The following is a 13,118-nucleotide window of genomic DNA, read 5'->3' as shown; positions in this document are numbered from 1 at the left end:
CTTATCTGTTTACAATGTTTCCGCCCGAAGAGGTATTGACTGTCACCCGCTCCGGGGCTCCGAAATAATAGATGTGACCGCCGCTGGAAGCTTCGCCGCTAAACTCGCGGTTGACGCTGATCCAAATGTGGGCACCACTGGAGACATCGGCCGTACATTCATCGCAAACCAAGTCTTCGGCCTTCATATGCGAGCCGGAGGAAGCTTTGAAGTCGCCTTTTTTTGTTTTCCCGGAAAGATGGACCTGCGCGCCGGAAGAACTTCGTCCGACCAGCCTCTCACAGTTAAGCCCGATGTATTGCTGGCTGCCCGAAGAAGCCGTCAGTTCAAACTGATCTGCGACAATGTCGGACTGGCTGCGCACCACCGAGCCCGAACCTGATTTCACCCCTTCGAGCGACGAGAAATGAACATACACCTTTTTCGATTTCGACCACCTGATCTGCTGCTGCGTGTAGATTTCAAGTACGGTTCCTTTCTGTTGCGTATCAATTACCTCAAGCAAATTTTCGTCTGCCTCCACCACCACCTGGTCCACACTGTCCTGGATAAGGAAAACGTCCAGCCCGGTTGATACTTTTATACTTTTAAAACCGCTCAGGTTACGGGTTTGTTTCACCACATGCCCGTTGCCTTTAACCGACGGGCCAATGAAAATACAGGAACCAAATGAAAAACCAAGAGCAAAAAAGATAAGCAGCGATACAAATCGTTTCATAACTACTGTTTTTTGAATGAAGAATCATGGAGGTGATTTCGTTACGCAAGTTAAAACCCGATTTCACCAAAATCAGATCAAATTCGTTAAACGGAAGTATCTAACCGGTAAACGGTAAAAAATGATCACTGTATTTTGAAAAGATCAGCCCGAAGGACCGGCTTATCTTCGTATCAGAACGTGCTGCTTTGGATTGTTTCGCCAATAATCCGCAGGCCATCAAGGGTTAAGTTCTCTTCCACGATTTTGATAACCGGCATTTGCTTCGCAAACAGGCCCGACAGTCCGCCGGTTGCCACAACCACGAGTTTTTGCCCTAACTCTTCCTCCGTCTTTTCAATCATCCGGTCAACCAGGCCGCTGTACCCGATAACCACCCCCGACTGAATAGCGTGTACCGTGTTTTTTCCTAATACCGACGGCGGGTTTGTTAATTGAACATGTGGTAACTGAGCCGTATTTCCAGCGAGGGATTTGATGGCGGTACGCAAACCCGGAGCAATGGCAACGCCAAGTATTTCGCCGGTTGCCGAAAGGGTTGTGAATGTCAGGGCGGTGCCAAAATCAACAATCATACAGGGTAGTTCGAACCGGGTAAACGCTGCAACCGCGTTGGCAACCAAATCGGTACCAATTTGATAAGGATTCAGGATTTTTATCGGCAAGCGGTCGTAAATATCCGGAGAAACCAAGAGGGGTTTCAGGTTTAATAAACCGGTAATCATCCATTCAAACTCACGGTTCATCGAAGGAACCACGCTACTTAACACAACCCCGGAAATATCGGTCAGGCATACCTCTCCGCTGGAAAACAACGAACGGAAAATGACTTCGTACTCATCCGCCGTTTTTTGGGTATCCGTTTGAATACGCCAGACATTTTGCCACCGGTCATTCCTGTACGTTCCAAAAACAATGTTTGTATTTCCGATATCAATAGCTAACAGCATGATTTTTTTCTTTTATAGAAACAAAATAAAAGAAAACTATTGAAGGAATGAATCAATCTCTAAAGAAAAGATATTGAGTTTTCGTTACCGCTTTTATTAATTTCTTTGTTAAAGAAATATTTTATTCGATTTTTCGTTACTTTTAACAATCATTACTGAATTTTTGCTGACGAATTAGAATAGTTAAAACCCATATTTTCACACGTATGAACAATAATAAGAATCCCTTAATATTTGTTGTCGAGGACAATCATGTCTACAGCAGACTGATTGTCAGTTTTTTAAAGACAAACAAATATACAAATGTTGAAGTATTCTCGACAGGTGAAGAAGCTGTTAAAGCGATGCCCCGTCAGCCGATGGTCGTTATTCAGGATTATTTGCTGGAGGGAATGAATGGGATTGAGGTGTTGAAGAAATCAAAAACAGTTGCCCCAAAGGCAGAATTTATTTTTTTATCGGGCCAGGATAACATTGATGTTGCCATTAATACAATCAAGTACGGCGCATTCGACTACATTGTGAAAGACCAGATGGCCTTAAAAAAGCTGGTGACCAAAATCAACAAGATCCAAACCTTCCATAACATGGAAGTATCACAAAAACGGTTTAAAACAGGCGTGATCCTGTTTTTCATTGTTCTGATTTTATTTATTATTGCGCTGGCGACGATGGCCATCTTATATCCGCAATATTTTGGCCTGTCAATCAGAGGTTAATTTTGAAATATCATAATAGAATCAGAAACCCGGCCTTCCAGGTCGGGTTTCTTTGTATCCTGATTCATCGAGATAATTTTTCCGGGTGTAAAAACGGATGAAAACGAGGACGGCTTAGCTAAAATTTCCCGGGCTTTTTCAATTCCCCGGTCGGTTTTAATCGATGAACGGATGGCACCTTTCTGATAGTAATAGCGTGACACAATTTCGTCTGTCAGCATTTCTTTCAGTTCTTCCTTAAACTGGTCCATATCTTTATCCAACTCGTGTCCAATCCGGGTTCTCAGCTCTTCGAACTGCGTTTCGGCCACCTCGTAGTATCGTTCCTCTTTGGCTGTTTCGAGCAGTTCCTTCAGCTTACGCTCGGTTTCGGACTCATAGGTAAAATTCTTTTCTTTCACGAAGGTTTTAAATTCATTGAAAATCTCATCTGTAATTTCAAAATCCTCCGGGCTTGGGATAGACTCGTGGGTATTGGCATAGCGTGTGGCAAAATCGAAATACATAAAATCGCGGATCAAATAGGCGCTCAGGGCGCTCATGCGGTCCAGGTCAATTGGCAGGTCGGGCACAATACCTCCTCCGTCGTATACCTTCCGGCCTTTTTTAGTCGAGAATTCCGAGATCAGCGAATCGGGAACTACACCAACGCTGCCGTCTTCGTTCCGGTTCGAATAATCCAGCGCCTGGATGCACCGCCCGCTGGGAATGTAGTATTTGGCCGTTGTTACTTTCAGCTTGGCATTGTAACTCAACTCGCGGGTGGTTTGCACCAGTCCTTTACCAAAGGTCCGCGTCCCGATAATGACAGCGCGATCGAGGTCCTGCAAGGCGCCGGCCACAATCTCCGAGGCCGATGCCGATCCCCGGTTAACCAGTACCGCAATGGGCATAAGCGTATCGACCGGGTTTTCGGTGGCCTTGTATACTTTGTCCCACTGCTTTACTTTACCCTTTGTGCTGACTACTTCTTCGCCTTTGGGAACAAAAATATTGACAATTTTTACGGCTTCCATCAGCAATCCTCCCGGGTTTGAACGTAAATCCAAAACCAGGGATTGAGCTCCGTGTTGTTGTTTGAGTTCTTTAAAAATCTTTTTGACCTCGTCGCCGCAATTCACTGTAAAATTGGAAAGACGGATATAACCGGTTTTTTCGTCGAGCATGCCATAATAGGGTACCGCATCAATCTGTATTTTTTCGCGCACGATATTCACCTCAAAGGTCTTTTTCTCTCCCGGACGCTGAACTTTCACTTTAACAACCTGATTGGCCGGTCCTTTCAGTAAATTGCTTACATCTTCGGTCGACATCTGTTCAGTTGATTTTCCCGCCACTTCCAATAGGATATCACCGGCCCGCAAGCCGGATTTTTGGGCCGGAAAGCCCTCGTAAGGTTCGGCAATAATCACATGATTCCCGTGTTTACTGATCAGGGCGCCAATACCTGCATATTCGCCGGTTGTCATAAAACGAAAATCTTCCATGTCAGACTCAGGAATGTAGTTGGTATAAGGATCCATCGATTCCAGCATTTTGTCAATACTGGTTTTTACCAGATCTGTCGGATTAATTTCATCGACATAAAAAAGATTCAGCTCCCTGAAAAGCGTATAGTAAATATCGAGGTTTTTATCAATCTGAAAAAGTTTCTCATCGCGGTTAAACCCGGTAAATACCAGCACGGCTGCCAATAACACGATCCCCACGATCCCAATTTTCTTTTTTCTGTTTAATTTCATCATTTGCTCTTTTTAGACAATCAACAAAAATAATAAAGCTTTGATTAAAAGTAGTCCCTGTTTTGAAGTAATTGGTTAATTAATCTTAATAATCAGCTTCAAAGAAACCGGATGTCTCCTTTTTCGGGCAACAAGTAAATGCCCCTGGCGCCGTTATAAAAAAAAGCGCCATTCTTTGCTGGTCCAGGGTTCACCGGCATAGTGGATGCCGATTCGCGGCGATACGCGAACATTCGGGATCGGTCCGGCATCTTCCAGCCAAAGCCGGTCGGAGGTTTCGGTGTTTTCGCCGTAAAACGAGCGGTCTAACTGCAATTCACGTCCCAGCTTCCCGGGACCGTCAAAGCCTTCCAGACCGCGGATCAGTACTGCCGACGGGTTATTCTCCTTTTCGGTGACGAAATTCAGCATCCAGTACATGCCGTAAATCAGGTAAACATAGACCAGTCCGCCAGGCTGAAACATCACCTCGGTACGCCGGGTCCGTCCTTTGCTGGAATGGCAAGCCAGGTCGTCGTGGCCGCAATAGGCTTCGGTTTCGCTAATCCGGTACCGCCTGATCTCTCCGCCGGTAAACTTGCGGACCAGTATCTTACCCACCAGCTCGTGTGCAACCTGCACGGTGTCGCGCTGAAAAAATTCGGCCTTAAGGCGTGTGTTTGGTGTTATCATGCCACGAAGATACCGATTTTAAGAATGAGCGGTTAACTTGACTTTTTGACATATTGCAACAGTACCTTCGGATGCGCCAGGTTTGCGCCTCAACGCTTCCAAAGGGTTCTTATTTGAAAATATGTTCATCAACATAAATTTCTGCGCAACTATTTTGTAAATTAGATCATCTAATACATAATTGAATTCCATAATAGTAGTAATGTCAATACAAAAAATCAAAAAAATGAAAACAGAAAGAATTAATTACATGATTTTATTGCTCTGCTCTTTTTTGTTTGCAGCAGGCAGTTGCGAAAAAGATAAAGAACCCCAACTCCCTCCAATTACCCAAACCGGGGCCGGAACATTCGGTTGCTTAATTGATGGTCAAATTTGGGTTGCAGGATCTGATTTCTTTGGTAAACATACCGGAGCGAACAATACTTCCTATGAGGATGAGAGATGGGTAATATTTGCCCCTGGCAGTTTATATGATATGAATATAGAGATTTGCAAAGAATCGATGATTGATGGTTTTGCCGTTTTGGACGGTACCAGGGAAACAAGTTGTTCAAATGGGGTATTGTTTCAAGGGCTAGATTATGAGCAATTTTGGACAGTAGATGGGAATACCGGCACCATAAATATCACTAAGTTTGATCCTGACGCCAAAATTATTTCCGGCACCTTTGCATTTGATGCGGTAAACTCCGAAGGGGTAAAAAAGGAAATCAGGGATGGACGGTTTGATATCAAAATCAGAAATTAGCAATTACAGGAAAAACACAAATCATTAACGTTTAACTTATAGTTAAATATTGTTGACGCCCAAAATACTAACCTAAAAATAACCCAATGAAAAAAATTATTTTAACACTTATTGCATTAATCTATCTTAATGTAAATGGCCAAAATACGGACTTTAAAGACCAAATGAGCCAGATTTTTGCAAATGTTGACCTTTCCCAGGTTCCTTCAGGTCTGCTTTATGACTATGGGCTGGGACTCGTTGCTGACACCTTATTTGACGGAACATTGGTTGATGACAATATGCAGGCGCTACACCTCTGGAAATCACTCTATACGGATATTTGGTCATCGCAGGTGAATTCATCAGGGAATCTTACTTCCTTAGAATCAGTCAATCAACTGATAGAATCAAACTCATCAAGTAGTGCTGTGCTAATACCGGTTCTGTTTTATAAGTATCACAGAATTTCGCCGGATGCGATTACAAATAATTTGATGTATATTAATAACGACCAAATCTTCGATACCCCGGGTAGAGTACAATCGCCGTATATCAACCAGATCGCCTTTGCTGCTGCACCTGTTGAATCTGAAATAGATGCGATGAGCGGTCAGGTAAAAATGAAATTACAGCAAGCTACCTTTTTTACCAATTCAACGAGCAATGTAACCAGCATTTATGTTGACGGAGGTGATGGTTCAGGATATAAACAGGTCAACTGGGGAAACGAGTTCTCGTTCAGTTACGGAACGGATGGATATAAAGAAGTGAAAGTAAAATTCTCTTTTTCTGACGGGACAATTTTGTACAGCCATTTTACGATAAATGTTACAATAACTACTGCTACGTCAAAGTCATCAACAACTCAGGTTATCCCGATTGACCCATCGTTGGTCCGCTCGTATAACGGGCAAAAAGCTACGGGAACAGTAACCATTATTTATAGCGGGACCGCTACGATCCTGGATAAGCCATTAATCGTTTTTGAAGGATATGACACCTGGAAGATTATTGAACCTGATAACCCTAAAAAGAATGTTACATGGGAACACCTTTTGGTAAACTTTTCAGAAATGGGGTACCTCCCTGAAAACTTCCAAGCATATCTGACTTCGAATGGTTATGATATTGTCTATGTGGACTATGACAACGGCACTGACTATATCCAACGAAATGCCTATTTTGCTGAAGCGGTAATCAAAACAGTTAATCAGTTGAAAACAGGCTCAGAACCCAATGTGGTGATGGGCATTAGTATGGGCGGCTTAGTTGGAAGATATGCTTTGGCTGATATGGAAAACAGATCAGAGTCTCACAACACGCGTCTCTTTATATCTGCTGACTCTCCTCATCAGGGCGCCAACGTCCCCCTTGGGTTACAGGCAATGGTTAGGCACATGACCGACCTGAAACTAGAAATCGGGTTTGCCGGAAATTTTAATAAAATATGGGATATTGGAACTTCTTTTCCTGAATATGCCAGACTACTTGCTCTTTTACAGCAGCCTGCCAGTCGACAGATGCTAAAACAGCAATTGAGTGGTTTTGGCGAAAATATATACATTGATAACTCCATTCACGATTCGTTTATGACAGAGTACAATCAACTTGGTATGCCCAAACTCTGTCGAAATATTGCGTTAAGCAACGGATCCGGTGCAGCTTCAAATTCATGGCAATTTGCACCAGGAGGAGCAATCTTCGATTTGCAAGTCAATTGTAATCTAGGTGGATGGAGCACCTTATTGGGGCCAGTACTACTTGTTCTTACACCCTATGTAAAGCAACTTTGGGACATGCCTCTCCTTGCCCTGACATCTTTTATTCCAGGAAATTATGGACTAAAAGCTAATTGCAATATCAAAGCACTACCCAACATCGGTTCTCTAAAAGTTTACGATGGTGAAATAAAAATAAAGAAGAAAATTCTGTGGCTAATCAATGTCTACAGCACCTTAACCAGCACCGAAGTTAATTACGCTGGAAATGGGTTCCCGTGGGATAGCGGAATGGGAGGATATATGTCTTTTGATGATTTCGCAGGAGATTTTACAGAAACTTTTAATCCGAATGAGCTCCCTTCTTGTATGTCATTGACTCTACCGTCAGGAAATTTCTGCTTTGTTCCCGAAGTAAGCTCATTAGACATTCAAGGAACTCAAAACCTACTGAAAGGATACACGCCTGTAACCGACTTGAAAAATTCTATGTTTGACAACTTTTACACAGAGCCATCAGTAAATACACCACATACGAATTTTAACTCTTATAGCACCCAATGGCTACAACTGGAATTAGGGCAAGATCAGACAACAATAACCCAAAGCAATGTATACAAATTCAATGAATGTGCTATTAATGGGCCCAATGTTGTATGTAATAGTGGAACAACATTCTCAATAACCAATTTTCCATCCGGGGTTGATTTGTCGTGGAACACAAGTAGCAATATGACCAAGACTTCCAGTGGCGAAGATTATGTCGTTTTAATAGCTACAGGTTCTGGTAATGGATGGGTACAGGCAGAGTTAAGTGGTGGTGGCACCAATGTATTTTCTGAGTTAAAAACTGTTTATGCAAGCGAACTCCCATCCCCAACTATCTATGGAAATTCAACGGTTAAATGCGGGTATAGTTTAAACTTTCATGTGGATCAACTCAGTGCGGAAAGTGGTGAATCTTTTTGTTGGGATTCTGATGTACTTTCTATCAGTAACAGTGATCGCCCAGAATGTACAGTTTCAGGGACTGATCCCGCTATCGGGTATATTTCATGTACCGTAACAGCCTGCGGTGTACCTAAAACAAGTTCAAATGTGGTACGTGTAATTGGATGTCCTTTCTTGCTTTTATCACCCAACCCCTCCACCGGCGAAACCACCGTATCCATTGAAACCGCATCAGCAGAAAGCCCCGACATGAATACCGAATGGGATCTGGAAGTTTACGACCAAAGCCAAATGCTGAAACTGAAAAAAACGAAACTGAAAAACCATGCATACAACTTAAACACTTCGGGCTGGAAAGAAGGCGTTTATATTGTCTGCGTCAGCTACAACAGCGAAACATTGACCGGGAAGCTCATCGTAAAGAAATAAAGACAGAAACACAAATAAAGTTTTGTTCTATGTAAATCCCGCTTAAATTTGAAAAATAAAAGTTCTGCAGATTCATATTCATCCATACCCCAAAGCCTGCGTTTCCCTTATTTTTTTGTTCTTTTGCGTTTAATTTTAATACGAAAGGCATGAAGAGCATATTGGCTTACCTGTTGACCCCGGTTTATTTGTTTTTGTTCGGTTTGTTCCTGTTGGTGTTTCATCCCGTCCAGGTGGTTTGCCGTTTGGTGGGCGGGTACCAACTCCGGAAAAAATCGGTTGACATCTTAAATTTTCTTTTGCTTTACAGCCTGGTGGTCATCGGGGCGCGCATCCGTTTTCGCGGATTTGACCAACTCCCGCAAGGCCTCCCCCTCCTGATTGTTTCCAATCACCAAAGCACCTTCGATATTCCGCCCATTGTGTGGGGGTTTCGGAAACATCATCCCAAATTTGTTTCAAAAAAGGAACTGGGGAAAGGGATTCCGAGTATCTCGTATAATTTACGGCACGGCGGTTCTGCCCTGATCGACCGGAAAAACGGGCGACAATCGATTGTTGAAATATCCCGGTTAGGGAAACATATCGAGCAGGAAGCTTATTCGGCCAGCATTTTCCCGGAAGGAACGCGCAGTAAAACCGGAAAAGTGAAAAGTTTTCAACATGCCGGAATTGCTTCGCTTTTGCGCTCGGCCCCATCGGCTTTAATCGTTCCATTTGTGATTGACGGCAACAGCCAACTGATGGAAAAAGGATACTACCCGCTCCGTTTCGGCGCCCGGTTAACCTATACCGTTTTGCCGGCTATTGATCCCGCGGGGCGCGATGTCAAAGAGTTAACCGAAGAAATCGAAGAAAAAATCAAACAGCATCTCGGTCAGAAATAGCCTCCTTTTTCAACAATTTCATGCTAACCCCGACCTTCTAATATTCTAACATTCTAATATTCTAACCTTCCAGCTAAATCTGTTCCCAGCCCTGCCGGTAGTTGTGGCGGATCCATTCTTCGGCCATTTGTTGGGCCGGCAAGGTCGCGTAGGTTTTATTGAAACGCGGATCGCCATTCACCACAACAAAATCATCTTTTGTCAGCACTTTTAGCTGATCAGTACTGCTGATATTGGTGAACCGCATGTTGGGACCATCCCAGGTTAATTTACGTTGCAGACTTTGCAGGCGCACCGCCAGTACACCCATCACCACCATCTCGTTTAATGGCCCGGCATAACTAAAGCCGGAAGATGCCTCCACCCGGTTTTGCGGGGTTTCTTTACAGGCCCTGATCCAATCCTGCTCATGCCCGCCTTCCATAGCATTGGCAATACGCCGGATGGATTTGGCAGGCTGCTCAAAATGAGCCATTTCCTTGGTTGGCAGCAGGCTTGGATTTTTCGCATAGGTGCCGCACATGATCTTTCCTTTTGTACCATAAAAAATGCAGCCCCCGTCGGCATCGCCCATTTGTTCGCCGGGCAGCAGCTCATCGGGCCTGACAGGCATCAGTCCGCCGTCGTACCAATTCACCGTAACCGGCGGCATGGCCACTTTGGGCAGGTTATCGCGTGCCGGAAACTCGTACACCACCATTTCGGCATTGGGGGCCGATTCGGTATTTACCGGGGTCGAGCTTGCCTGCACCGAAGCGGGATGTTCCAGTTTCAGCGCCTTAAAAACCGGGTCGAGAATATGGCAGGCCATATCGCCTAAAGCCCCGGTGCCGAAATCCCACCACCCGCGCCAGTTCCAGGGCGTATAAATTTCGTTGTACGGACGGTATTTTGCCGGCCCGATAAACAGGTCCCAGTCGAGTGTCCTCGGAATACGCATCTCTCTTTTCGGACGTTCCAGCCCCTGGGGCCAAATGGGGCGGTTTGTCCAGGCATCAACCCGGGTAATCTCGCCAATCTTCCCGGCCCAGATCCATTCGCAAATCTGCCGGATCCCTTCGCCCGAATTGCCCTGGTTGCCCATTTGGGTCGCCACACCGTAGCGCCGGGCGGTTTCGGCCAGCACCCGCGACTCGTAAACCGTATGGGTCAGCGGCTTTTGCAGGTACACATGAATGCCTTTCCGCATCGCTATCAAAGCCGGTAACGCATGGGTATGGTCGGGTGTGGCAATCATCACCGCGTCAATGTTTTTTTGCTTATCGAAAAGTTCGCGAAAGTCTTTGTACTGAACCGCCAGCGGCCACTCCCGGAATGAGTTTCGTCCGGCATAGGCTTCGTCGACATCGCACAGGGCCACGATGTTTTCGGTATCCATGTTTTTCAGGTTACGGTAACCCATACCTCCAACGCCAATACCGGCAATGTTCAGCTTGTCGCTTGGCGGGCGATGTCCCAATCCGGCAATTACATGGCTGGGAAGGATGGTTATTCCCGCCACCACACCGGCGGTGGCTTGAATAAACTTTCTGCGACTGGGTGTTGGCTGTTCCGGTTTCATAGGGTTGTTTTAGGAAAAACGCCTGACAATTTAATAAGAAATGCTGATTTTTAAAAAACGGACAGAATAAACCGGCTATTTCTTACAGGTATAAACAATAGTAAGCGACCTGTCCGTTTGCTTTTACTTTGAAGCGGACGTCTTTTTCAAGCCGGAAGGTTTCGCCTTTACCAAAGGTTTTCCAGTCGGTTTCGCCGGGAAGTAACACATCGAGCAGACCGCTGGTCACGGTCATCAGTTCAATGGTTGATGTGCCAAATTCGTATTCGCCGCTTTCCATCACGCCAACAGTGGCAACTCCTTCTGCATTTTCAAGGGCAATCGATTTTACCGTTCCCCCGAAATATTCATTCACTTTCAACATAAAACGTTTTTTAGGATTTCTCAAAAAACAAAAATAACGGAATTATGCGGTGTTGGTGCGTCAACAAGAAAAAACGGGACAAGAAAAAATCCGGTCCCGTTTTATATTGATGTTTAACAAATTCAAGATTAAGCCGGCATATCGGGCAGGCTCCACGGTGCACGGTAAGTGTGCTTGATCAGTTCTGCCGCAAATTCTTTGGCCGGAACCGGATCGGTCCAGGTTTTGTCGAATGTCGGGTGTCCGTCGTGGATTTTGAAACCGTCTTTAATCACAGTTCTGATGGTTTCGTCATCTTTCAGGTTCGTGAATTCCATTTTTTCACCATTCCACTCCAGCTCTTTGTTCAGGCCTTGCAAACGTACAGCGAGTACGCCCATCACCACCATTTCGTTGAATGGTCCGGCTTCGCTGAAGTCTGATGCAGTTGGAACGCGGTTTTCGGCGCTTTCTTTACATGCCCGTGCCCAGTCCATTTCGTGGCTGGTTTCAACGCGGCGACGGAATTTCGGAGCACTGGGTTTACGGCCCGACAGCAGCCAGGGATTGACACCATAGCAACCGCAGATCAGTTTATCCTTTGTTCCGTGGAAAATTACGCCACCACCGGCATCATTTGGATTTTTACCGGCAGGCCACCCTTCGGGAAGCATTTGTTTGATTCCGCCGTCATACCAGTAAACTTCAACCTCAGGAAGTTTAATTTTCATTTTCTTTTTCGGTGTCCGCTGCGGGAAGGTCAGTTTAACCGACTGGGCCGTAGGAGCGCAATCCTGCAACAATAAGGTTGAATTTCCCTGAGCTTTGGTCGGATAACCTAACTCAAGCCCAACGAATACCGGGTGCAGAATGTGGCAGGCCATATCGCCCAGGGCGCCTGTACCGTAATCCCACCAGCCGCGCCAGTTCCAAGGGTGATATACTTCGTTGAACGGACGCATTTTTGCCGGACCGATAAACAAATCCCAATCCAGTGTTTCAGGAACCCAATGCCCTACTTCAGGGGTATTTAAGCCTTGCGGCCAGATCGGACGGTCGGTGAATGCTTCTACTTTGGTAATTTCGCCAATTTCGCCATTGGCAATCCATTCAGTCGTCAGGTTAACGCCTTCGCCCGATGAACCCTGGTTACCCATCGAAGTGGCTACTTTGTATTTGGCAGCCAGCTTGGTCAGTAAGCGTGATTCGTATACCGAATGCGTCAATGGTTTTTGCAGGTAAACGTGTTTGCCCATCGTGATGGCATGAGCGGCGGTAATGGCATGGGTATGGTCGGCTGTTGCAATGACGACACCGTCGATCGATTTGCCCAGTTTATCATACATTTCACGCCAGTCTTTAAATTTCTCGGCTTTCGGGAAATAGTCGAACACACGTTTGGCATATTTCCAGTCGACATCACAAAGACCAATGATGTTCTGTGATTCCAGATTTTTCAGGTTGGCAAAACCCATCCCGCCAACACCAACACCAACAATGTTTAGTTTGTCACTCGGGGCTTTGTGGCCAAGCCCGGCAATTACATGGCTCGGAAGGATGGTAATCCCGGCAGCCGCAGCTGCTGTGGTTCCCAAAAATGACCTTCTGGAAACCTGACTTGTCTCATTTGACTTATTCTTCATAGTTTAAAAAAAAAATTGATTTAGGTATTCTGTTGATGACAGATTGTTTAAC

At 45.2% G+C, this 13,118-nt stretch carries 11 protein-coding genes; 4 read left to right on the top strand and 7 right to left on the bottom strand.

Going from position 1 to position 13,118, the window contains the following annotated elements; genetic code table 11:
- Position 1: 1 nt before the first annotated feature.
- Positions 2 to 718, bottom strand: a complete 717-nt coding sequence (locus ACOIT5_RS09630) for a head GIN domain-containing protein (RefSeq protein ID WP_423130255.1) — start codon at positions 716 to 718, stop codon at positions 2 to 4.
- A gap of 173 nt (positions 719 to 891) precedes the next feature.
- Positions 892 to 1,668, bottom strand: coding sequence for a type III pantothenate kinase (locus ACOIT5_RS09625; protein ID WP_423130254.1), 777 nt, complete (start codon positions 1,666 to 1,668; stop codon positions 892 to 894).
- Positions 1,669 to 1,874: 206 nt separating this feature from the next.
- Between ACOIT5_RS09625 and ACOIT5_RS09620 the strand changes: the two genes are divergently transcribed.
- Positions 1,875 to 2,387, top strand: coding sequence for a response regulator (locus ACOIT5_RS09620; protein ID WP_423130253.1), 513 nt, complete (start codon positions 1,875 to 1,877; stop codon positions 2,385 to 2,387).
- Here the strand turns inward: ACOIT5_RS09620 and ACOIT5_RS09615 are convergent.
- Both ACOIT5_RS09615 and ACOIT5_RS09610 read right to left on the bottom strand, forming a co-directional pair.
- Positions 2,384 to 4,132, bottom strand: coding sequence for a S41 family peptidase (locus ACOIT5_RS09615; RefSeq protein WP_423130252.1), 1,749 nt, complete (start codon positions 4,130 to 4,132; stop codon positions 2,384 to 2,386). The two genes, ACOIT5_RS09620 and ACOIT5_RS09615, sit on opposite strands and share 4 nt — an antisense overlap.
- A 150-nt stretch (positions 4,133 to 4,282) precedes the next feature.
- Entirely contained in the window at positions 4,283 to 4,801 is a 519-nt protein-coding gene (locus ACOIT5_RS09610) for a DNA-3-methyladenine glycosylase (protein WP_423130251.1), read from the bottom strand.
- A gap of 226 nt (positions 4,802 to 5,027) precedes the next feature.
- On the opposite strand from ACOIT5_RS09610, the gene ACOIT5_RS09605 reads away from it, so the two are divergent.
- From ACOIT5_RS09605 to ACOIT5_RS09595, 3 genes are all read left to right on the top strand, one after another.
- Complete coding sequence (locus ACOIT5_RS09605; protein ID WP_423130250.1) at positions 5,028 to 5,552, top strand: hypothetical protein; 525 nt, start codon at positions 5,028 to 5,030, stop codon at positions 5,550 to 5,552.
- An 86-nt stretch (positions 5,553 to 5,638) separates the two neighbouring features.
- On the top strand, positions 5,639 to 8,632 hold the full coding sequence (locus ACOIT5_RS09600; protein WP_423130249.1) for a T9SS type A sorting domain-containing protein: 2,994 nt from the start codon (positions 5,639 to 5,641) through the stop codon (positions 8,630 to 8,632).
- Between the two features lie 149 nt (positions 8,633 to 8,781).
- On the top strand, positions 8,782 to 9,519 hold the full coding sequence (locus tag ACOIT5_RS09595) for a lysophospholipid acyltransferase family protein (protein ID WP_423130248.1): 738 nt from the start codon (positions 8,782 to 8,784) through the stop codon (positions 9,517 to 9,519).
- Positions 9,520 to 9,592: 73 nt separating this feature from the next.
- On the opposite strand, the gene ACOIT5_RS09590 is transcribed toward ACOIT5_RS09595, so the two are convergent.
- The 3 genes from ACOIT5_RS09590 to ACOIT5_RS09580 all read right to left on the bottom strand — a co-directional run bounded on the left by ACOIT5_RS09590 (position 9,593) and on the right by ACOIT5_RS09580 (position 13,066).
- Positions 9,593 to 11,080, bottom strand: coding sequence for a Gfo/Idh/MocA family protein (locus ACOIT5_RS09590; RefSeq protein WP_423130247.1), 1,488 nt, complete (start codon positions 11,078 to 11,080; stop codon positions 9,593 to 9,595).
- An 82-nt stretch (positions 11,081 to 11,162) separates the two neighbouring features.
- Positions 11,163 to 11,444, bottom strand: coding sequence for a pyrimidine/purine nucleoside phosphorylase (locus ACOIT5_RS09585; RefSeq protein ID WP_423130246.1), 282 nt, complete (start codon positions 11,442 to 11,444; stop codon positions 11,163 to 11,165).
- A 128-nt stretch (positions 11,445 to 11,572) separates the two neighbouring features.
- Positions 11,573 to 13,066, bottom strand: coding sequence for a Gfo/Idh/MocA family oxidoreductase (locus tag ACOIT5_RS09580; protein ID WP_423130245.1), 1,494 nt, complete (start codon positions 13,064 to 13,066; stop codon positions 11,573 to 11,575).
- Positions 13,067 to 13,118 lie beyond the last annotated feature (52 nt).

Origin of the sequence: Gaoshiqia hydrogeniformans, from assembly GCF_049347105.1 — a bacterium.
In the GTDB taxonomy this organism is placed as follows: domain Bacteria; phylum Bacteroidota; class Bacteroidia; order Bacteroidales; family Prolixibacteraceae; genus Gaoshiqia; species Gaoshiqia hydrogeniformans.
Note: the sequence above shows the minus strand (reverse complement) of the source record. Positions and strands in the feature narration are given on the sequence as shown.